Below are 21,092 nucleotides of genomic sequence, written 5' to 3'. Positions count from 1 at the left end.
CCCCTCACTGGCTTCCGAGCGTGCCGGCGGTCAGACCGGAGACGAACTGCCGCTGCAGCACGAGGAACAGCATCAGCACAGGCAGCAGCGAGACGATGGAGCCGGCACTGATGGCGCCCCAGTCGACGCCGTACGTGGCCAGGAACATGTGCAGGCCGACCGGGACCGTGCGCATCGAGTCCGACATCGTCAGCGCCACGGCGAGGATGAACTCGTTCCACGCGTACACGAAGACGATCAGTGCGGCGGCCGCGACGCCGGGGCGGGCAAGCGGCACCACCACCCGCAGCATTGCCCGGAACCGGGTGCAGCCGTCGAGCATGGCCGCCTCGTCCAGGCTCACGGGGATCGACTTGAAGTAGCCGCGCAGCAACCACACCGACAGCGGCGTCATCCAGACCGAGTACACGAGGATCAGCACGACGTAGGTGTCGATCAGTCCGAGTCGCGAGGCCAGAAAGTAGAACGGGACGACGGTGGCGACCTGGCCGACCGCCATGCCGGCCAGGATGACGAACAGCAGCGCCGTCTGCCCGCGGAACTGGAAGCGTGTCGCGCCGTACGCCGCCGGGATCGAGACGGCGAGCACCACGACCACGGTGCCGACGGCGACGACGAGGCTGTTGAGGAACCAGCGCACGAACTGCCCGTCGAGCACGCGCGTGTAGCTGTCGAACGAGACCGGGTTCGGGATCAGCGACGGCGGGTAGGCCAGGATGTCGTCGGGCGCCTTGAGCGACGTGCTCAACGCCCATAGCGAGTTGGCCGAGAAGACCACCACGCCCAGGATCACCAGCACGATCGCCGCGATCCGCCAGCCACGCCGTCGCGACGGACGCCGCATCCCCGGGCCAGGACCGCCCGCCGGCCGCACTCCCGCCGTCGTCGTCATGCCTCGCCTCCCGCCTGGCGCCGCAGCGCCCGGAAGTAGAAGATGGCCAGCACGAAGTTGATCAGCAGCATGACCATGGTCAGGGTCGCGGCGGTGTCGACGCTGAAGTACTCGAACGCCTCGCGGTACAGCCGCAGACCGAGGATCTCAGTCGCGCCGGTCGGGCCGCCGCCGGTGAGGTCGAGCACCAGGACGACCATGTTGAAGTAGTTGATCGTGAGTACGATCACGGTCACGACGATGACCGGCATGATCGCCGGCACCAGCACGTAGCGCACGCGCTGCCAGTAGCCGGCGCCGTCGACCTGCGCCGCCTCCTCGGTCTGCTTCGGCACGGCCTGCAACGCGGCCAGGAACATGAGCATCGGGAAGGCCAGCGACCGCCAGACGTTCACCAGCGTCAACGCGACCAGCGCACTGGTCTCCGACGCGAACACGTTCGGGAAGTCCGGCAGGCCGAACCGCTCGAATACGGCGGTCAGCGGGCCGTACTGCGGGTTGAGCAGCCACCGCCACGTGATCGCGACGACCACCTCCGAGGTGATCCACGGGATCAGGATGAACGTGCGCAGCAGCCGCTGCCAGCGGCTGCCGCTGCGCAGCGCCAGCGCGAGCCCCAGCCCGATGCCCGCGCAGCCCACGACACCGGCGAACACGTAGACCGCCGACGCGACCAGGTTGGAGAGGAACCGAGGCTCCGTCAGGAGGTGAACGTAGTTGTCCAGTCCGACGAACTCGACCGGCTCCCACATGCGCATCCGGAACACGCTGTACCGCGCGGCGAAGTACAGCGGGTAGGCCGTCACGGCCAGCACGAGCAAGAACGCCGGCGCCATGTAGAGCCAGCCGGTGGACCGGCGTCTGCGGGCCCGCCAGGCCCTCGTACCTGGCGGGCGGGACTGGTCATCGGTCGACGACAGCGTTGGCGTGACCGAGGTCGTCATGGCTACTCACCCACCGTCCGTCATTGACTCGATGAGCCGGCCGCGCTCCAGCACGGCGTCCTGCCCGCGCAGGGTGTCCTGGAGACGCCCCACCTGGACCGAGGTGACGCCGTTGCCGGCGGCCGCCAGTGCCGCCAGGGTGCCGGCCGCGTGCCCGGTGACCATGCAGACCGCCTGGCCGCGGGTCGACCCGGCTGCCTCGTGCGTGGCCGAGATGGAACGCCCGGCGATGACCAGACCGCCCACGTCGACCGGTACCAGGCAGCGCGCCGGGATGCCGAACGAGCGCCGGATCGGCCACAGTACCGAGCCGCCGAGGCCCGGCTCCACGTCGTGGACGTCGAGCGGGTACGCCCCCCGGCCGATCTGGTCGTCGAAGCTGCGGCCCTCCAGCACGTCCTCCTGCGTGAGCGCGTAGCCCCCGCGGACCCGCCGTGTCTCTCGGATACCCACCTGGTGGGGCGCCGAGACGATGCGCGAGTTCTCGAAGCCAGGCACGTACTTGCGCAGGAACCGCATGACCTCGGCCATCTGCAGCGTCGTCTGGACGTCAGCGCGGGTGACGTCGTCGGGGTCGGTGCCGTCGATGCCGTGAATGCGGGTGACGTTGACGCCGACGTCGGAGCGGCCGGGCAACGTGTAGAGGCCGAGTCGCCAGCGCGGGATGGTCCAGTCGCCAGCCGCCCGGGCGCGCCGGATGAGGTCGCCGAATGCCTCGATGGTGGCGCCGGGCGTCGCGGCGAGCGTGTCGACGTCGTAGTCGCCGCCGCTCCAGCCCTTCGGCGGCTTGAGGTCCTCCGGGTGCTCGGACAGGTACTCGTACACGCGCTTGAGGTCGACGTCGCCGACACGGAAGATGCGGCTGGCCGGTTGGGTGCGGCGGTCCGCCTCGCGGCCCACCGTGTGCGCGCCGCCCGCCTTGGCCAGCACGTCGGCGTCACCGGTGCAGTCCACCGTCACCGTCGGCGCGATGGTCCGTACACCCTGCTTGGTGGCGACCACCACGCCGGTCACCGCGCCACCGGTCACCACGACGTCCACCACCAAGGCGTGGTAGAGGATGTCGACGCCGGACTCCACCGCCATCTCGAGCAAGACGATCTTCGCCAGCTCCGGGTCGATGCCGAGGATCGAGCCGAACTGCGGGTCCAGGGCCGCCGCGGTGGCACCGCCGTCGCGTTCGAGTCGGTCGACCAGCTCCCGGCCAACCCCACCCAGCGCCCAGTGACCTTCCGCGTCGGCCGCACCCAGCACGTTCATGCCCAGCGCCAGGTTGCCGCCCAGATAGGAGTACGGCTCGACGACAAGGGCTCGAGCGCCGGTCCGGGCGGCGGCGATGGCGGCGCAGGCACCGGCGGTCCCGCCGCCGGCGACCACGACGTCGTAGTGATCCAGGGTCTTCAACGGCTTCCTCCGCGCTCGCGATCGTGCGTTCCTCTCGGGACCGTAGCCACGTGCAAGCTATGCAGTCCAATACTGAGTGGTACCTAATTGATACGATGCACGCATGGATGTTGAGATCCGGCTGCTCCGCTCGTTCGCCGTCGTGGCCGAGGAGCTCCACTTCAGCCGGGCCGCGAACCGGCTGCTGCTGAGCCAGCCGGCGCTGAGCCGCCAGATCCGCGACCTGGAGCGACGCATCGGCGCCGACCTGCTGGTCCGCGACACTCGCACGGTCGCACTGACCGAATGCGGGAAGCTGCTGCACCGCGAGGCGGCCAGGTTGCTCGCCGATCTGGAGCGCACCATCGAGCGGGTACGCGGCGCCGGCCGCGGCGAGATCGGGCACCTGTCCATCGGTTTCATCGGCTCCGCGGTGGAGTCGTTCGTCATGCCCACGCTACAGACCGTCCGGCAGCACCACCCGGGACTGACCTTCACCCTCATCGACCGGTCCTGGGTTCTCCAGACCGCGGGCCTGGAGAACGGAACCGACGACCTCGCGTTCGTCCGCGACCTGCCGCCAGCTGCGCCCTGGCGCACCGCGCACCTGTCGACCGAGCCGGTCTGCATGGTCGTCCCGGACGACCATCCGCTCGCCGGCCGGCAGCTGGCCACGCGCAGCGACCTCGCCATGGTCGCGGACACGCCGTTCCTCTCCAACCCCTCGTGGATGGCGACGCACTGCGGGGACTGGCCGTTCGCGCCCCGCGTCACCGACGAGATGGGCAGCACCCACGGCATCTTCGCGTTGGTCCGGGCGCACTTCGGCATTTCGTTCATGCCTGCCAGCTACGCCTCCTGGTCCGCCGACGGCCTGTCCTTCGTCCCCGTCGAAGGCAACAGCAGCACCCTCGTGGTGGCCTGGCGGGCCGATCGGCACTCCGTCGCCCACGACGTCTTCCTCAACGCCCTCCCGCCCGCGCCCGAGAGCCACCCCTCGATGGACTGAGCACGCCGCCGGTCGGGCCGCCCAACGTCCCAGAGGCGGACTGGTCCGCTCCAGGCGGTGCGGATGCGCCTGCCCACGCTGCGCGTAGACCGGTCGGCTCAGGTCCGGACGCGCGTCGGCGGCTCGGTCGTGACACCGAGAATCTGCTCGTGCGCGGCCAGGAAGTCCGAATCGAAGTCGCAGCCGAGGCCGGGACCGTCCGGGATGGCCATCAGCCCGTCGGCGGACATCACCTCCACCGGGCGGCCCAGCCACGGTGGAACGGCGTCGAGGTCCAGATCCGGGTGGAGCAGGCCCCGCTCGTAGTACCAGCCGTTGATAGGCATGGCGGCCAGCAGATGCAGGCTGGCGACTCCGCCGAGGTGAAGGGTGAGCGGCACGTTGAGCGCCTCGCAGAGCGCCGCGCACTTCACCATGGGCGTGATGCCCCCGATGTCGAGCACGCCGGCGCGCGCGATGTCGCATGCGCCGCGGACGATCCAGTCGGCGCGTGTCCGGATCCCTCCGGCGGCGATCTCGGGGCCGGTCACCGGGACGTCCAGCCGGTCGCACAGCCACACGTAGCTGTCCGGCGACGCTTCGGTCATGGGTTCCTCGTACCAGAAGAAGTCCAGGTCCTCGATCACGCGGCCGAGGCGCAGGGCGTCCTCGCGGTCGTAGAAGTGCCAGGGGTCGAGCATGAGCCGCAAGCGCCCGCCGACCCGTTCGCGCACTTCTTCACAGGCCAAGGCGTCGCGCCGCCAGTCCGCATCGCCACTGGCCAGCGGTGCCCAGGTGTGCAGCTTGAATGCCTGGAAGCCGCGTTCGGCGCACTGCTCGGCGAAGTCGGCGAAGCCTTCGGGTGTGGACAACGGCCCAGCCGTCTCACCCATCATGGTGCTGGCGTAGGCCGGAACCGTGTCGCGGTACGTGCCGAGCAGGCTGTGCACGGGGCTGTTCAGCATCCGGCCGACCAGATCCCAGAGAGCGATGTCGACGACGGCGATGATGCGGTCATGCAACCGGGTCAGATGCAGTCGCTGCAGTCGGGCGAGCCGCTGCCAGATGCGCTCGCGGTACGCCGGGTCCTCACCGAGTAGGGCCGGTGCGACCACGTCGGTGACGATGCCGGGGTCGGCGCGCAGCTGGTCTACCACCATGACGTCGTCTTCGACGTGGCAGCCCTCGGCACCGTCGTCGGTGCGGATGCGGACGACGACGGCGTGCCCTTCGCCCGGAGTGCCCACCGAGATCATCCCGTCGGCGTCTCGGCCGACCGGCGACGGGTGGGTGAGCAAGGACAAGGAGACCGCGCTGATCCTCGTCATCGTCAGCCCTTCACGCCGCCGGCCAGGCCCTCGATCAGGCTCCGCTCGACCATCAGGAAGAGCACGATCAACGGCAGGGCGACCAGGATGCCCAGCGCCATCAACTGCCCCCAGGAGACCGAGTACTGCCCGACCAGCGAGGCGATCGACAGGGTGGCCACCTGGTTCTGCGGAGACGACGTCAGCGAGAGCGCGAACAGGTACTCGTGCCAGGCGACGAGGAACGTATAGAAGAACACAGCGGCCACGCCGGACCGCGCCGCGGGCAGCACGACGCGGCGCAGCGCGCCGAGCCGCGTGCAACCGTCGATCATCGCGGCGGCGTCCAGCTCCTTCGGCACCTTGCCGATGAACCGCAGCAGTAACCAGGTCGCGATGGGCGCCGTGAACGAGACGTTCGTGATGACCAGCGCGAGCAAGGTGTCGACCAGCCCGAGCCGCCGGAAGATGAGGAAGTACGGGATCACCAGCAACACTGTCGGGATCATCTGCGCGAACAGCAGCGAGATCATCAGCACCTGCGCGCGCTTCCCGGCCAACCGGGACAGCCCGTATGCCGCCAGTACGGCCACCGTCGTGCTGATCAGGGCCGCCGACACGGCCACGATGACGGTGTTGAGGACGACCCGCGGGAAGTCGGTCTTGGTGAGGACCGCGACGAAGTTCTCGACCGTCGGCGTCGAGGGCCACCAGATGATCGGCGTCGTGTATGCCTCGGCCGCCGGCTTGATGGCCGTGATGAGCATCCAGGCGAACGGCAGCAGCGCGAACAGCAGCATGAGCGCCAGCAGCACGTACCGTCCGGTCGCCCCAACGGAGCGAGAACGCGGCCGCCGGTTCGGGCGGCGCCCGGGGCGCTGCCGCACGGCGGTGTCGGTGATGGTGGCCATTCAGTCCTCGTCCCCTCGGATCGACAGCCGCAAAAAGAATGTCGTCGCCAGCAGGGCGAGCAGGAACATCAGCGCCGCCAGCGCGACGGCCTTTCCGAACTGGTGGTACTCGAAGAACAGCCGATAGACCTGGGTCGCGAGCACCTCGGTCGAGCCGGCCGGGCCGCCCTTCGTCAGCACGTCGATGGTCGCGAACTCCCGGAAGGCGTACAGCCCTTCCAGGGTCCCGACCAGGACGAAGATCGGCCGCACGCCCGGCCAGGTGATGGCGGTGAGTTGGCGGACCGGGCCGGCGCCGTCGACCGCGGCGGCCTCGTAGAGCTCGTCCGGGATCGCCTGGAGCGCGGCGAGCAGCATGATCATGACGAACGGGAAGCCATGCCAGACCTGCGCCAGGATGATCACCCATGGCGCCCAGTCGGGGCTGCCCAGCCAGCTCACCGGATCGTCGATGATGCCCACCTCGGCCAGCAGGCCGTTGAACGCCCCACCGAGGTTGGAGTCCATGATCCAGCGCCACAGCAGGGCCACCAGCACGGTCGGGATCACCCACGGGAACAGCAGGGCGCTGCGAAACCAGCGCCGACCGCGCAGCGTGGTGTTGAGCAGCAGGGCGCCGCCGAACCCGAGCACCAGCGCCGCCGCGACCGAGACGCCGACGAAGCGCAGCGTGTTGAGGAACGGCGTGACCAGGTCGGCCGGACGCTCGAACAGCTCCTGGTAGTTGGCGGCGCCTGCGAACTCGAGCGAGAACAGGTTGTCGACGTCGGCGAAGCTCGCGTAGAGGGCGAACCCGATGGGGAACGCGAGCATGCCGACGAGCACCACCATGAGCGGCCCGAAGAAGATCGCCCGGTCGCCGGCCGAGACCGTCCGCCGTCGAGGCCTCGGGCGCGATCCAGGTGCCCCGGTGGCGCCGGCGGCGGTCGGCGTCGCCGGCCGCTCCGGAGCTGGCCGCTCCATCCGTCGTGTGCCGCTCATCGTCTCGACCTCCGCATCATTGCCGCGGATCGCGGACGTCAGAGTCCGCGCAGCTGGTCGCACGCCGACGCGTGCGCGTCAGCCGGCGACTGTTGCTCGGTGACCGCGGCCTGGTAGGCGGTGATGAAGATCTGCTTGAACTCGCCGATGAAGTCGGCCCGCGGCCGCGGATAGCCGTGCTCGTCGATCAGCGCCCCGAAGTGCGCGAGCATCGGGTCGTCGGCCACGACGGCGGACTGCAGCACCTCCGTGCGGGTCGGCAGGTTGCCGTTGGCGGCCTGCCGCTCCTCGGCGTCGACGGAGCTCATGAACTTCATGACCTCCCAGGCGGCCTCCGGGTTCGCCGAGCCCTTGGGGATCGCCCAGAGCAGGCCATCGACGTTGGCGCCGTACCCGCCGCCCTCCTCCTTCGGGGGCAGGTGGGTGTAGCCGAGCTTGTCGAGGATGGACGCGTCGTAGGCCTCGTACGTCGTGGGCGCCCACGGGCCGTCGGCGTAGAAGCCGACGTCGCCGGCGGAGAACTGCCGGGTGGCCTCGTCGTAGGCGATACCGGCCGGGTTGGGCGTCAGCCCGTCGAGGTAAAGGTCTGTCAGGAAGGTGAAGGTCTCCTCAGACTCGGGCGTGCACATCTGCTCGACGTACTGGTCGGGGTCGGTGAGGTCGGCGCCGCCAGCGACGTACCAGGACCAGTGCCGATCCATGCGGGTTGCGTTGGCCGCCTCGAACAGCATCGGGGTGTGGCCGGCGGCCTTGATCTGTTCGAGCGCCGCCCGGAAGTTCTCCCATGAGCTGACGGCCTGCTCCGGGTCGACGCCGGAGTCGGCCAGGACGTCCTTGTTGAACCACATGCCGTCGGTCGTGGACATCTCGATCGGGATCCCCCACAGCTGGCCGTCGTGCGTCGCCAGTGCCCTGGCGGTCTCGCTGAACGCGTCCTGGAACTCCGCGCCCTCGGCCTCCCAGAAGTCGTCCACGGGCTGCAGGTACTCGGCGTTGCTGGCCAGCTCGGACGGCCCGATGGCGACGAGGTCGGCCGGCGCGCCGCTGAGGACGGAGTTGACCAGTTCGGTGTTGACGTCGTTGTACGGGATGGCCTCGGTGGTGACGTTGATGGCGTCCTGGCTCTCGTTGAACCCGTCGATGAGTTCCAAATGCAGCGTTCCGACGGCCGACGGGTCCGCGAACCGCCAGCTCGTCACGGTGATGTCGCCTGCGGGCTCGCCGGAGTCGCTGGACGTCCCGGATGAGTCTGGCCCGCAGGCCGCGGTGACGGCAAGCACCGTCACCACGGAGAGGGAGAACAAGACGTTCTTCTGCTTTCGCATCACAGCCGCCTCCTTGCGGCTCGACCGGCGCTCCCGCCGTAGTGATCTGGCGATACACCACGAGATCACTTAATCGAGTAAGTCGAAGCTATCACTGACGTTGGGACGCCGTCCGGGGTGACGTCTTGGAAACCAAGGTGTTCAGAACCGGCTCAGGACCATCGCGACGCCCTGGCCACCGCCGATGCACAACGTGACGAGCGCGTGTTCGACATCGAGCCGGCGCAGGCCGTAGACCGCGCGGAGGGCGAGGACGGCGCCGGTGGCGCCGACCGGGTGTCCGAGGGCGATCGCCCCGCCGTACGGGTTGAGCCGGTCCTCGGGGATCTTGGCATCGTCGGCGACGGCGACCGCCTGCGCCGCGAACGCCTCATTCAGCTCCACCACACCGACCTCGCCCATGGTGAGCCCAGACCGGTCGAGCACCCGCTCGATGGCGTACGTCGGGGCGTACCCCATGTAGTCGGGGTCGGTGCCGGACTTGGCGAAGGCCGTGATCCGGGCCGCCGGCTCCAGCCCGTTCGCCCTGGCCCGCGACTCGCGCATCAGCACGAGCGCGGCGGCCCCGTCGTTGATGCCCGACGAGTTGCCCGCGGTGACGCTGCCGTCAGGGCGGAACGCCGGGCGCAGCCGGGCCAGCTTCTCGAGGGTGACCTCGGGCCGCGGGTGCTCGTCGCGGTCGACGACGACCTCGCCCTTCCGCGACGGCACGACCACCGGCACGATCTCTTCGGCGAACACGCCGGCCTCTTGGGCCGCGGCCGCCTTGCGCTGGCTGGCCAGCGCGAACGCGTCCTGCCGCTCGCGGCTCACGCCGTGGCGCTCGGCGACGTTCTCGGCCGTCGTGCCCATGGGCGCCCGGCGCCACGGGTCGGTGACCAGGCTGAGCGTGCCGTCGACGAGCACGCGGTCGGCCAGCCGGTTGCCGTCGCGGGCCTGGAAGTCGAGGAACGGCTGCGCGCTCATGTTCTCGTTGCCGCCCGCCACGACGACCTCGGAGTCGCCGCCCATGATCTGCAGTGCCGCCGTCCAGACGGCCTGCAGGCCGCTGCCGCACAGCCGGTTCACGTTGAGGGCGTTCGACGACGGCGGCAGCCCTGCCTTCAGCGCCGCCAGCCGGGCGTTGAACGCCTCGGGGCCAACCTGGCCCACGCAGCCGAGCACGACGTCGTCGACCTCGTCGGGCCTGACCCCGGAGCGCTCGAGCGCCCCGCGGATCGCGGTCGCGCCGAGCTCGTGAGTCGGCGTCGACGCCAGGGCGCCGTCGAAGCCGCCCACCGGGGTGCGGGCGCCGTCGACGATGACGATGGGATCGGGCATGCTGGCCTCCTAGCGCTGGGTCGAGGGAATCGTGACGGGTGGCGCGGCGGCCACGGCGAGCGCGTCGCTGTCGACCTCGATGTCGAACGGGATCAGCGCCAGGACGTCGTCGTGCAGGTCGTAGCCGGATCGCAGCTCGACCAGCCGGATCCCGGAGCCGGTCAGCCGGAAGACCGCCCGCTCCGTGACGTACCAGACCTCCTGGCCCTCCCGGTGAGCGCGGGTGCCGTTGAATGTCAGGTGACCCACGTCGCGGACGAACTTCGAATGGCGTCCACCGAGGACGAAGCAGAAGTAGATGCGCCGGGTGCTCTGGGTGATGTCGATGAAACCACCGCACCCGATGACGCGCTCGCCCAAGAGAGAGACGTTGACGTTGCCGAAGCGGTCGACCTCGCCGACGCCCATGAACGTGGCGTCGAGCCCGCCGCCGTCATAGAAGTCGAACTGGTGCGACTGCGGGATGATCGCCGTGGGGTGCAGGGTCGCGCCGAAGTCGGTGCCGCCCAGGGGGGCACCGCCGTGGGTGCCGGCCTCGACGGTGACGGTGACCTGCCCGGCCAGCCCGGCCTCGGCGAGTGCCGCGCTGATGACGTCGCCGGGGATGCCGGTGCCGATGTTGATGATCTCGCCCGGGCTCAGGTCGCGCACCGCGCGCAGGCCGATGGCCAGCCGGTCCTCGGGAAGGACGAATTCGGCCGGGTCGGCGGGGACGGCGCCGGCCGAGACGAGCCGCGCGTCGAACGGGAAGCCCTTGGACTGGCGGTGGTACCGCTGGGCGTCGGTCGTGACGACGACCAGGTCGACGAACTGGCCGGGGACCATCACCTCGCGCGGTGCGATGGCGCCGCGGTCGACGGCGTACTTGGCCTGCACGATGACGATGCCGCCCGACGCCTTCGCGGCCTGCGCGATGGCCAGCTGGTCCAGGGTGGCGGCCTCCTCGGCGATGGAGCAGTTGCCGTCCGGATCGACCGACGTGGCGCGGATGATCGCGACGTCGACGGGGAAGCTGCGGTACAGCAGGTGCCGCTCGCCGTCGATGTGCACGGACTCGACGTACGGCGGTGCCGCGGCGGCCGCCTCGTTGATGCGCCCGGCGTCGCGCTCGGGATCGACGAAGGTGTCGATACCGATGCGGCTGAGATTCCCCGCCCGGCGGGCCGCGATGGCACGGTACAGCGTGGAGATCTGGCCCTGCGGTAGGCACACGGCCTCCGCGCCGTTGTCGCGCAGGAACCGCGACATGCGCGGCTGCAGCCCCCAGTGCGACCCGACGACCCGGCCGACCAGACCCTCGTGCGCGAAGTGCTCGAAGCCCAGCTCGTTGCCGGACTGACCCGACGCGGCGACGACCGTGAGCCCGCGCGGGGTGCCGGTGGCGAGGAATCGGCGCTCGACGGCCTCGAACACCTCCTCGGCCACGCCGAGCAGGGTGAAGCCGTCGGTCGCGACGGTGCCGCCGTCGGGGATGGCGGCGACGGCCTCGTCGGCGGTGACGAACCGGGGGACGCGGCTCATATCCGGTACCCGCCGCCGACGTTGACGACCTCGCCGGTCACGAACGCCGCGCCGTCGCCGGCCAGGTACTCCACGACCTTGGCGACGTCGTCGGGCTCGCCCGCGCGGCCGAGCCACGTCTTCGCCACCTGGGCCTGCTGAAGATCCGGCGGCATCGCGCGGGTCATGGCGGTGTCGATGAACCCGGGGCAGATCACGTTCGCCGTCCCTCCGAAGCGCCCGAGCTCGCGCGCCGCGGTCAAGGTGAGGCCCACGACGCCGGCTTTGGCCGCCGCGTAGTTGCCCTGTCCGAGGTTGCCCAGCCAGCTCGCCGAAGAGATGGTGACGATGCGCCCGCCGCCCTGCGCCCGCAGGATCTGCACGGCCGCCCTGGTGACGGTGAACACGGCCGTGAGGTTGACGGCCAGCACGGCATCCCACTGCTCGTCGGTCATCTTGTGCAGGAACGCGTCCTGGGTGATGCCGGCCACGTTGACGACGACGTCGAGCCTTCCGTCTCGCTCGGCGATGTCATGAACGAGGCGGTGCGTGGCGGCGCGGTCGGTGAGGTCGGCTTGAACCGGCACCGCTCCGGACAGCTCCTTCACCGCGTCGGCGAGCGCCGGGCTGACGTCGACGCAGTGCACCCGGGCCCCAGCCGCCGCCAGCCGGGCGGCTACGGCCAGCCCGATGCCGGCCGCCGCGCCGGTGACGATCGCCGTCTGTCCGTGCAGGGTCATGCGGTCCCTCTCTGGTCGGTGGGGCCGGCCGTGCGCGGGCCGGTGGTGGCGCGGATCCGCAGCTGGTGCGGCAGGCACTCCTCGCGCGGGGGACCGTCGTATCCGTCGATGCGGTCGAACAGCATGGCCACGGCCCGCTCCCCCATGAGCTGGCGCGGCACGGTCACCGTCGACAGCTGCAGCGGGCCGGCCGAGGCGAAGCTCATGTCGTCGAAGCCAACGATCGCGACGTCCTCGGGGATGAGCACGCCGCGGGCGTGGCAGACGTCCATGACGCCGAGCGCGATCATGTCGTTGCCGCAGACGATGGCGTCGACCGCGGCGCCGGAGTCGAGGAGCGCGGCGCACCGCTCGCGGCCGCTGTCGCGGGACAGCTCCCCGTCGATCAGTCGCTCGTCGACGGGGCTCAGTCCGGCCGCACCCAGCGCCGCCAGCGCACCGCGCGCCCGGTCATGGCTGACCGACGACTCCGACGGGCCGCCGATGACCGCGACCTGCAGGCGCCCGGACCGGACGACCCACTCGGCCGCCTCGCGCGACGCGGCGAAGTCGTCGACGTGCACCCAGTCGGCCGGGATGGCGTCGACCCGCCGGTTTGCGTACACGAATGGGGTGTCGGCAGCCTGCAGCTCGCGCAGTAGCTCGGTGTCTCCGTCGACCACGGAGGTGAAGACCAGGCCGTCGCAGCCGCGATCGACGAGGTTGCGCGCGGCCTCGGCCTGGAGCATGCCGCCGAGGCCGACCTGGGCCAGGAACACCTGGCTGCCGTGCGCCGACGCGGCGTTGATGACGCCGGAGGACAGCTCCGGGTAGAACGGGTTCGCGATGTCGGCGAGCAGCAGCCCGATCATGTTCATGCGGCCGCGCCGCAGCCCCTGGGCGGTCCGATTGGGCCGGAACCCGAGGTCCTTGGCGACAGTGAGGATGCGCTGCCGGACGTCCTCGCTGACGCCCGGGGTGCCGTTGAACGCGTAGGAGACGGTCGCGCTGGAGACGCCCACGATGTCGGCGATCTCGCGCTGCGTCACGCGGCGGCCGCGCGATCGCTTCGCACCGTCCCGTTCGGCGGTCACGGCGACACCTCCTTAATCGATTAAGGCCAATCGTAGACCCGTCCCCCCGGCCATCGTCAAGACCCTTGACATCCCTGGACTTAATCGAATAAGAGTGGTGTCCGGGCGGGGTGGCCGCGGCGGAGGTGGTCCGCGCGGACGCACCGCCGCCGAGAGGACCCCACATGCCAGATCCGACCGTTCTCGACGTCCACGTGCACGTCGCTTTCGACGCTCCTACCGGTTCGGCCGACTCCGTCGAGGGTGTGCTGCGCACCATGGACGCCAACGGCATCGACACCGCCGTCCTGTCGCCGTCACCGTCGTACGAGACCCCGCTCGGGGTGCGCAGCACAGCGGCGCAGAACGACGCCGCCCGCCGAGCCGTCGACGCGTGGCCCGACCGCTTCCCGGTCGGGCTGGGCGTAGCAGAGCCGCGGCACGGGCGGCGCGGAGCCGACGAGGCGCACCGCGCACTGACCGAGCTCGGGCTGAGCGGGCTGGTGTTCGACAACGACGTGTGCGGGCAGCCGATCGACGGCGACGCCATGCGGCCGCTGCTCGATGCGGCGGCCACCGTGCCCGGCGCCGTCATGGCGGTCTTCACCATGGCGTACTCCGTGCTGCGCTCGCCCTTCCGGCTCGGCGTCGTCGCCCGACGGAACCCGTCGCTGCGGTTCGTCAGCTTCAACGCGTTCATGGACATCACCCACGAGGCGGCCAGCGTCGACCTCGCCGAGCGACAGCCCAACATCTGGTTCGACCTCGCCTGCGCGAAGACCCAGCTGTCGACGGTCGAACGGGCGGTACAGCAGATCGGCGCCGACCGCATCCTGTTCGGCAGCGCCATCCCCGACGTCGCCCGCTCGCACCACCTCGAGATGGTGCGAGTCGCCGACATCGATGACGACGACCGAGCGTTGATCCTGGGCGGCAATGCCCGGCGGCTGTTCGGCCTCGAGGAGGCGGCCCGGTGACCAACCACTACGACATTGTCGACGTTCACGTGCATCTGGGCGCCAGCGCGGCGCTGTCGGTGGCCGGCGGCGTCGACGACCTGCTGCGCAAGCTGGACGTCAATGGCATCGGCTGCGCCGTCCTCTCTCCCATTCCCGGACAGGAGGATCCCGATGGCATCGAGAGCACCCGCGCGGTCAACGACGCCATCGCCGCCGCCCGCGACGCGCACCCGGACCGCTTCCCACGCATCCTCGCCGCCGTCGAGCCGCGGCACGGCGCGCCCGCGCTGCCCGAGGTGGACCGGACGGTCGGCGACCTCGGCTTCTCCGGCCTGTCGTTCCACAACGACTTCCAGGGCTTCCCGGCCGATCACCCGACGATGTTCACGATCATCGAGCGGCTGGCCGCGCACCCGAGCGCGATCGCCCAGCTGCACTCGGCCATCCACTCGTGGCTGGAGGCGCCGTTCCAAGTCGGCAAGCTGGCCGCCGCCTTCCCCGAACTGCGGTTCGTCAACGCGCACGCCCTGATGGACCCGACCCAGACGTCGTACACGCTCTGGCAGGCGCCGCAGCTGCCCAACATGTACTTCGACACCTGCGTCTCGCAGAAGTACGGGTTCCCCATCGAGCGGGTGGTCGCGGAACTCGGTGACGACCGGTTCATGTTCGGCAGCGACATCCCCTACATGCGCGACCGGTGTCTCGACCTCGATCTGATCCTGCACGCCGACGTTCCCGACGAGTCGAAGCGCAGGATCCTCGGCGGGAACGCCCGGCGGCTCTTCGACATCCCGGAGTGACGATGACGACGATCGACCTGAGCTCCGTGGACGTGCTCGCCGGCCTGGCCGGCGTAGAGCACGGCCCAACCGGCTGGCTGACGCTGACCCAGGACCGCATCGACACCTTCGCCGCCATCACCGAGGACCGGCAGTGGATCCACGTCGATCCCGTCCGCGCCGCCGCTGGACCATTCGGTGGCACCATCGGGCACGGCTACTTCACGCTGTCACTCGTCGCGCATTGGATCTACGAGCTCTTCCCGCTGCCGGACGGCGTCACGTCGATCAACTACGGGCTGAACAAGGTGCGCTTCCCCGCGCCGGTGCCGGTGGGGTCGCGGCTTCGGATGACTGCGACCGTGCAGTCGTTCACGCCTTTCGACGACGGCGCCGACGCAGTCATTCGCTGCGTGATCGAGCTGGCGGGCGCGCCGAAACCGGCGTGCGTGGCCGAGCCAGTGCTGCGCCTGGTGCGTGCGGTGTGACCACGTATACCAATCCGGTCCTCGACGCCGACTGGTCCGATCCCGACGCCGTGCGCGTGGGCGACGCGTACTACCTGACGGCGTCGACGTTCAACCGCGCCCCCGGCCTGCCGATCCTGCGCTCCGCGGACCTCGTGCACTGGGAACTGATCGGGCACGCGCTACCCCGGCTGGTTCCCGAGGGCCACTACGACCTACCCCGCCACGGCGGCGGCGTGTGGGCGCCCGCGCTGCGCCACCACGACGGCCGGTTCGTCATCGTCTACCCCGATCCTGACCACGGCCTGTTCGTCGTCACCGCGACCGACCCGGCCGGACCGTGGACCGAGCCGCACCTGCTTTGCCCCGGCCGCGGGCTCATCGACCCGTGTCCCTTCTGGGACGACGACGGCCGCGCCTATCTGGCACACGGCTGGGCAACCACCCGTGCCGGCATCAACAACCTACTGACCCTGCACGAGATGGCGCCCGACACGTCGGCGCTGCTCGGGCCAGGGCGCACCGTGATCGACGGCACCGACCTGCCGGGATTCACGGTCCTCGAAGGGCCGAAGCTGCACAAGCGCGACGGCTGGTACTGGATCTTCGCCCCGGCAGGCGGCGTACCCGACGGCTGGCAATCCGTCTTCCGCGCCCGCTCGATCTGGGGGCCGTACGAGGAACGGACGGTGCTCGCCCAGGGCTCGTCGCCGGTCAACGGACCACACCAGGGCACCTGGGTCACCGCACCCGACGGCAGCGACTGGTACCTGCATTTCCAGGACCGCGGCCCGTTCGGCCGCGTGGTCCACCTGCAGCCCATGTCCTGGAGCTACGACGGCTGGCCACGGATCGGCACCGCCGTGGCGGACGGTGGGACGGGCGAGCCCGTGGCGTCGTTCGACGGTCCCGGCGCGGTCGGTGCCCGGGCGTCCCAGACGGGAATCCCGCTGAGCGACGACTGGTCCGGCGGCATCGGCCTACAGTGGTACTGGCAGGCCAACCCACGCCCGGAATGGGCCGCCGCCAAAGACGGCGAACTCGAGCTGGCCGCGTTCCCCGGCGATCCAGGCAACCTGCGCGAACTCCCGAACGTACTGGCCCAGCGCCTGCCCGGCGGCGCGTCGACGGCTCAGGTGACGGTGTCACTGCGCGACGCGGTTCCGGGGACGCGGGCCGGCCTCGTCGTGTTGGGCCGGGAGTACTGCTGGCTCGGAATCCAGGGCCGTCCCGACGGGGACCTCGCCGTCGTCGCCGCCACCGGAGGCGACGGACCCCGCGAACACCTGCTCTCCATGGCGCCGGCCAGGCTCGACCGGGACGCCGTCGTCGAACTGCGAGCCGCCATCAGCCCGAGAGCAGAGGTGCGGCTTGCCTGGCGGGTAGGCGAGACAGAATGGACCGCGATCCCGGCCCCCTTCCAGGCGACGGCCGGCTTCTGGACCGGTGCACACCTCGGGATCTTCGCAGCCTCGCCGCACGGTTCGCCGCCCGGCGACGCACCGCTGCCCGCGGCTCGGTTCGGCGCATTCTGCCTCGACGTCATCTCGTCACCGTGATCCAGGCCATGCACCTGCCACCGCGGCCGAACCGCTCGACAGACCGCTCGGCCACCGAGAACCGGACTCGCTAGGCCGCCTGTTCACCTCGGGTGCTCCCCAGCGCCTGCAGGAAGCGCAGGACGGCGGTGGCGCCGCCATCGGGGACGCCGAGGCCGCGCTCGCCGACCCAGGCGGCCCGGCCGCGCGCTGGGACCATCGTGGTCGTGGCGTTGACGCCGGCGCTCGCGGTGGCGACGAGCTCGGCGAGGGGCGCCGGCGACGACGCGGCCAGCGCGTCGCCGAGCGGGACCAGGACGTCGAGCACCGTCCGGTCGCCCGGCGCGGAGCCGCCGCGTTCGGCGATCGTCGATGCCGCGGTGGCGACGAGCGCACGCACGGTCGCCGGGTCGAACGCGACGGCGTCGGCGGTCGCTCGTGCGGCCGCCACCAGCCCGCCGCCGACCAGTGCGGCGAAGGACGACGGGTTGCCGCGGGCGAACGCAGCGCCGGCCACGCGCAGCACGTCGGCCACCCCGGCGTCCGGCCGGAGTGCCCGCAGCGCCGCCGCAACCTCGGTGGCGCCGGCCGCGACCGTCACCCCGAGATCGCCGTCGCCAGCGGCCGCGTCCAGCTCAGTGAGCTCGTCCTTGGCGTCGGTCAGCCGATCACAGGCGTCGGCCACCCAGGTGGCCGCGGCGGCGGCGCGCATCAGAGGCTCCTCGGGACGAGCGGCGAGTCGGCGGGAGCGTCGAAAAGGGCGGTCAGCTCGTCGTCCAGCGCCAGCACGCTGATCGAGGCGCCGGCCATCTCCATGCTGGTGGCGAACTCGCCGACCAGCGTGCGGTGCACCTCCACGCCCAGGGCGGACAGGCGGTGGTGCGCGCGGCGGGCCAGGACGTACAGCTCCTCCGGCGAGGTCGCGCCCAGCCCGTTGACCAGGACGGCCGCTCGCGATCCCGCGCCAAGGCCGAGCTCGGCCAGCACGCTGTCCAACAGATCGTCGGCGATGTCGTCGGCCGGACGCAGCGGTCCCCGGACCCGGCCGGGCTCGCCGTGGATCCCGATGCCGATCTCCATCTCGTCGGCGCCGATCTCGAACGACGGCCGGCCGGTCGTCGGCAGGACGGTGGCGGACAGGCCGACGCCCATGGTGCGGGTGGCAGCGATGGTCCGCTCCGCGACGGCGACGACGTCCTCCAGCGAGTCGCCGCGCGCCGCGGCCGCGCCCACGCAGGAGTAGGCGAACACGATCCCTGCGACGCCGCGGCGGTCGCCGGCCCGCTCGGGCGGTGCCGAGGCGACGTCGTCTGCGACCCGGACGATGCGGACCGCACGGCCCTCAGCCTCGGCGAGGTCGGCGGCCAGCTCGAAGTTCAGCCGGTCGCCGGTGTAGTTGCCGATCAGCACGAGGACCCCGCAACCGCTGTCGGCGGCACGGACGGCGGCCAGCGCGGCGTCGGAGGACTGCGCCGAGAACACGTTCCCGACGGCGACGGCGCTGGCCAGCCCGGGTCCGACGTAGCCGAGGAAGAGCGGGAGGTGACCAGAGCCGCCGCCGGTGACGATGCCCACCTGGCCGGCGGGTGTGCCGCCCCGGCGCACCAGCACCCGCGGATTCTGCTCGCTCGCCGCGAAGTGTCCCGGGTGTGCCAGCAGCAGCCCTTCCAGGGCCTCGTCGACGAGGTCGGCCGGGTCGTTCAGCAGCTTCTTGATGATCAGACCTTCTCTCGGTGCGGCGGCTCCGCGCAGGACGAGCGGATCCGGAACTCGGTGGGGAGGACGACCTCGCGCGGCACGACGGCGGCGCCGGAGAGCATGGCCAGCAGCGTGCGGCCCGCCTCGACGCCGATCTCGTAGGCCGGCTGTGCGATGGCGGTGATCGGCGGGTCGACGAACGGGAACAGGTCCATGTCGTCGAACGTCACGAGCGAGATGTCACGCGGCGCCGTGACGCCCCGCTCCCGCAGGGCGTGCAGGGCACCGACGGCGCTGAGGTTGTTGAAGGAGAACACGGCGGTCGGCCGCTCGGGGAGGTCCAGCAGGTCGCGCATCGCCCGGACGCCGCCGTCCACGCCGAGGTGCCCCTGGCGGACGCATTCGGCGCGCACGGTGAGCCCGTGCTCGGCGCAGGCCGCCCGGAACCCGCGCAGCCGGGCCGACGCCGTCGGCAACCAGGACGGCCCGGAGATCATCGCGAGGTCACGGTGGCCCAGTTCGATGAGGTGGCCCACCGCCTGCCGCGCCGCGGTCTCGTTGTCGGTGCGCACCAGTGGCGCGGCGGTGTCGCCGTCAGGCCGCCGGTCGACGTAGACGACCGGCAGCCCGGTGCGGGCCAGCCGCGCCATCGCGGGCGTCGAGCCGCGTGCTGACACCAGCGCGACCCCGTCGACCGTCTTCGCCGCGAACGAGTCCAGCAGCCGCGTCTCGCGCTCCAGCTCGAAGTCGGAGCTGCCGACCAGCACCTGGTAGTCGTGCCGAGCGGCCTCGTCCTCCAGCCCGCGCGCCACCTGCGCGGCGAACGGGTTGCCGATGTCGGAGACCAGCAGGCCGAGCATGTTCGTCCGGCCGCGGGACAGGCTGCGGGCAATGTCGTTGGGGACGTAGTTCAGCTCCTCGACCGCGCGACGGACCCGCTCGGTGAGCTCGGGGCTCACCGTGATGCGCCCGGACAGGACCCGCGCGACGGTCGCGGTCGACACGCCCGCATGCTCTGCCACTTGCCGGATGCTCGCCATGAGACCTCCAGTACCTGCCGTGAGCGGGACCGTCCGGCCCGGTGATCACCGGATGGTACCGGCGCACCGGACCGGACTGGCTCGTTCAGACGACCGTGACCCCGGCGGCCGTCAGGGCCGTGGCGATGGCCTCGCGCTCGGCGTCGCTGACGGGGGTCAGCGGGCTCGCGCCGAGGCCGCCGTCGCGGCCCTGCAGCCGCAGCGCGGCTTTGATTCGGACGGTCATGTTGGGCCCATCGATGGAGCGCCAGACCGGCAGCAGCTTGTTGTGGATCGCCAGCGCCGTCTGATGGTCGCCGGCCTGGACCGCGTCCCACTGGCGCACCGCGAGCTCGGGCGCCACGGTGAGCGTGGCGCTGATGGCGCCCTTCGCGCCGAGCAGGTACGCGGGGTACAGCAGGTCGTCGACCGCGGTCAGGACGGTGCCGCCCGCGGGGTCGGCGTGCAGCAGGTCGGCGAGCTGGTGGATGTTGCCGCCGGACTGCTTGACGGCGACAACGGACGGGATCTCGTTCAGCACCCGCAGGACGGTCGGCGCCGGGATCAGCGCGTACGGGATGACGTTGTAGACGACGATCGGCAGCCCGGTGGCCTCGGCGATGCGCCGGTAGTAGTCGACGGTGGTCGCCTCGTCGGGCTGGAAGAGGTAGTGGACCGGTGTGACCTGTAGCGCGTCGACGCCGGTCTCCTTGAGCGCCAACCCGTAGCGGATGACCTCGGCGGTGGAGTCGCGGACGATTCCGGCGACGACGGGCACCGCTCCGGCCGTCTCCTCGACCGCGGCCCGGGCGACGGCTACCGACGCCTCGGCCGACAGCATCTGGCCGTCGCCGGTGCTTCCCGTGACGCACAGGCCCGGCACACCGACATCGAGGTGGTGCCGCACCTCGGCGCGCAGCAGTTCGACGTCGACATGCTCGTCGCTGTCGAACGGCGTGACCAGCGGCGGGATGACGCCGTGGAGATTCAACGACATGGAGGCGGGTCCTCTCGTCGAGCACTGTTGAGAACGGTTGATGTCACCGGTGACATCGACGCCATCGTCCCCATGAAAGACGCCCGTTGTCAATGCCACGAGCCGCGTGAGCACCAGGACAACGGCCTTGAGCTGGCGTTTACATGCCCGGAGAATCGGCGCCGCGACCGCGAGAGTCGCGGATCCGGCGGATCGCCCTGACGAGCGAGGGTTGACAGGAACGCCGCATCGGGCCCAGAGTCGGTGTCACCGGTGACATCTGCCGTCCACGAGACGGAGACCTGGATTC

20 protein-coding genes are annotated in these 21,092 nt (G+C 70.9%); 5 read left to right on the top strand and 15 right to left on the bottom strand.

The annotated features are described in order from the left end of the window. Positions 1–4: 4 nt before the first annotated feature. Genes E1269_RS14965 through E1269_RS14955 form a run of 3 tightly spaced genes read right to left on the bottom strand, consistent with a single transcriptional unit; the run spans position 5 to position 3,240 of the window. Entirely contained in the window at positions 5–892 is an 888-nt protein-coding gene (locus tag E1269_RS14965) for a carbohydrate ABC transporter permease (protein WP_131895824.1), read from the bottom strand. Beyond that, on the bottom strand, positions 889–1,836 hold the full coding sequence (locus tag E1269_RS14960; RefSeq protein ID WP_131895822.1) for a carbohydrate ABC transporter permease: 948 nt from the start codon (positions 1,834–1,836) through the stop codon (positions 889–891). Before E1269_RS14960 ends, E1269_RS14965 begins: the two co-directional genes overlap by 4 nt. Positions 1,837–1,842: 6 nt before the next feature. Further along, positions 1,843–3,240: an FAD-dependent oxidoreductase gene (locus tag E1269_RS14955; protein ID WP_131895820.1), complete on the bottom strand. Its 1,398-nt coding sequence runs from the start codon at positions 3,238–3,240 to the stop codon at positions 1,843–1,845. Positions 3,241–3,343: 103 nt separating this feature from the next. Between E1269_RS14955 and E1269_RS14950 the strand changes: the two genes are divergently transcribed. Then, positions 3,344–4,228 carry a LysR substrate-binding domain-containing protein gene (locus E1269_RS14950; protein WP_131895818.1) on the top strand — a complete coding sequence of 295 codons (885 nt, stop codon included), beginning with the start codon at positions 3,344–3,346 and terminating at the stop codon, positions 4,226–4,228. A 98-nt stretch (positions 4,229–4,326) separates the two neighbouring features. On the opposite strand, the gene E1269_RS14945 is transcribed toward E1269_RS14950, so the two are convergent. The 8 genes from E1269_RS14945 to E1269_RS14910 form a co-directional block, all read right to left on the bottom strand. Next, complete coding sequence (locus E1269_RS14945; RefSeq protein WP_131895816.1) at positions 4,327–5,535, bottom strand: enolase C-terminal domain-like protein; 1,209 nt, start codon at positions 5,533–5,535, stop codon at positions 4,327–4,329. Between the two features lie 2 nt (positions 5,536–5,537). Next, positions 5,538–6,425, bottom strand: a complete 888-nt coding sequence (locus tag E1269_RS14940; RefSeq protein ID WP_131895814.1) for a carbohydrate ABC transporter permease — start codon at positions 6,423–6,425, stop codon at positions 5,538–5,540. Next, entirely contained in the window at positions 6,426–7,406 is a 981-nt protein-coding gene (locus tag E1269_RS14935) for a carbohydrate ABC transporter permease (protein WP_131895812.1), read from the bottom strand. 38 nt (positions 7,407–7,444) lie between these two features. After that, the gene (locus E1269_RS14930; protein ID WP_131895810.1) at positions 7,445–8,731 is read right to left on the bottom strand and encodes an ABC transporter substrate-binding protein; all 1,287 of its coding nucleotides are present in this window, start codon (positions 8,729–8,731) and stop codon (positions 7,445–7,447) included. A 141-nt stretch (positions 8,732–8,872) separates the two neighbouring features. Further along, complete coding sequence (locus E1269_RS14925) at positions 8,873–10,051, bottom strand: thiolase family protein (RefSeq protein WP_131895808.1); 1,179 nt, start codon at positions 10,049–10,051, stop codon at positions 8,873–8,875. A gap of 9 nt (positions 10,052–10,060) precedes the next feature. Next, on the bottom strand, positions 10,061–11,572 hold the full coding sequence (locus tag E1269_RS14920; protein ID WP_131895806.1) for a CoA-transferase: 1,512 nt from the start codon (positions 11,570–11,572) through the stop codon (positions 10,061–10,063). Next, complete coding sequence (locus E1269_RS14915) at positions 11,569–12,291, bottom strand: SDR family oxidoreductase (RefSeq protein ID WP_131895804.1); 723 nt, start codon at positions 12,289–12,291, stop codon at positions 11,569–11,571. Before E1269_RS14915 ends, E1269_RS14920 begins: the two co-directional genes overlap by 4 nt. Further along, positions 12,288–13,364 (bottom strand): LacI family DNA-binding transcriptional regulator, encoded by a 1,077-nt coding sequence (locus E1269_RS14910; protein WP_131895802.1) that lies wholly within the window; start codon positions 13,362–13,364, stop codon positions 12,288–12,290. The genes E1269_RS14915 and E1269_RS14910 overlap by 4 nt, the downstream gene beginning before the upstream one ends. 164 nt (positions 13,365–13,528) lie before the next feature. Here E1269_RS14910 and E1269_RS14905 point away from each other — a divergent pair, with 164 nt between their 5' ends. Genes E1269_RS14905 through E1269_RS14890 form a run of 4 tightly spaced genes read left to right on the top strand, consistent with a single transcriptional unit; the run spans position 13,529 to position 17,110 of the window. Next, on the top strand, positions 13,529–14,320 hold the full coding sequence (locus tag E1269_RS14905; protein WP_131895800.1) for an amidohydrolase family protein: 792 nt from the start codon (positions 13,529–13,531) through the stop codon (positions 14,318–14,320). Continuing rightward, positions 14,317–15,105 carry an amidohydrolase family protein gene (locus E1269_RS14900; RefSeq protein WP_131895798.1) on the top strand — a complete coding sequence of 263 codons (789 nt, stop codon included), beginning with the start codon at positions 14,317–14,319 and terminating at the stop codon, positions 15,103–15,105. The genes E1269_RS14905 and E1269_RS14900 overlap by 4 nt, the downstream gene beginning before the upstream one ends. Positions 15,106–15,107: 2 nt before the next feature. After that, complete coding sequence (locus tag E1269_RS14895) at positions 15,108–15,572, top strand: MaoC family dehydratase (protein WP_131895796.1); 465 nt, start codon at positions 15,108–15,110, stop codon at positions 15,570–15,572. Further along, on the top strand, positions 15,569–17,110 hold the full coding sequence (locus E1269_RS14890) for a glycoside hydrolase family 43 protein (RefSeq protein ID WP_131895794.1): 1,542 nt from the start codon (positions 15,569–15,571) through the stop codon (positions 17,108–17,110). Before E1269_RS14895 ends, E1269_RS14890 begins: the two co-directional genes overlap by 4 nt. 70 nt (positions 17,111–17,180) lie before the next feature. On the opposite strand, the gene E1269_RS14885 is transcribed toward E1269_RS14890, so the two are convergent. The 4 genes from E1269_RS14885 to E1269_RS14870 all read right to left on the bottom strand — a co-directional run bounded on the left by E1269_RS14885 (position 17,181) and on the right by E1269_RS14870 (position 20,803). Next, entirely contained in the window at positions 17,181–17,801 is a 621-nt protein-coding gene (locus E1269_RS14885; RefSeq protein ID WP_131895792.1) for a DAK2 domain-containing protein, read from the bottom strand. Continuing rightward, entirely contained in the window at positions 17,801–18,700 is a 900-nt protein-coding gene (locus tag E1269_RS14880; protein WP_239000902.1) for a dihydroxyacetone kinase subunit DhaK, read from the bottom strand. The genes E1269_RS14885 and E1269_RS14880 overlap by 1 nt, the downstream gene beginning before the upstream one ends. 107 nt (positions 18,701–18,807) lie before the next feature. After that, complete coding sequence (locus E1269_RS14875) at positions 18,808–19,827, bottom strand: LacI family DNA-binding transcriptional regulator (protein ID WP_131895788.1); 1,020 nt, start codon at positions 19,825–19,827, stop codon at positions 18,808–18,810. A gap of 85 nt (positions 19,828–19,912) precedes the next feature. Beyond that, positions 19,913–20,803 carry a dihydrodipicolinate synthase family protein gene (locus E1269_RS14870; protein WP_131895786.1) on the bottom strand — a complete coding sequence of 297 codons (891 nt, stop codon included), beginning with the start codon at positions 20,801–20,803 and terminating at the stop codon, positions 19,913–19,915. Between the last annotated feature and the right edge of the window lie 289 nt (positions 20,804–21,092).

Source organism: Jiangella asiatica, from assembly GCF_004349065.1.
Lineage (GTDB): Bacteria > Actinomycetota > Actinomycetes > Jiangellales > Jiangellaceae > Jiangella > Jiangella asiatica.
Note: the sequence above shows the minus strand (reverse complement) of the source record. Positions and strands in the feature narration are given on the sequence as shown.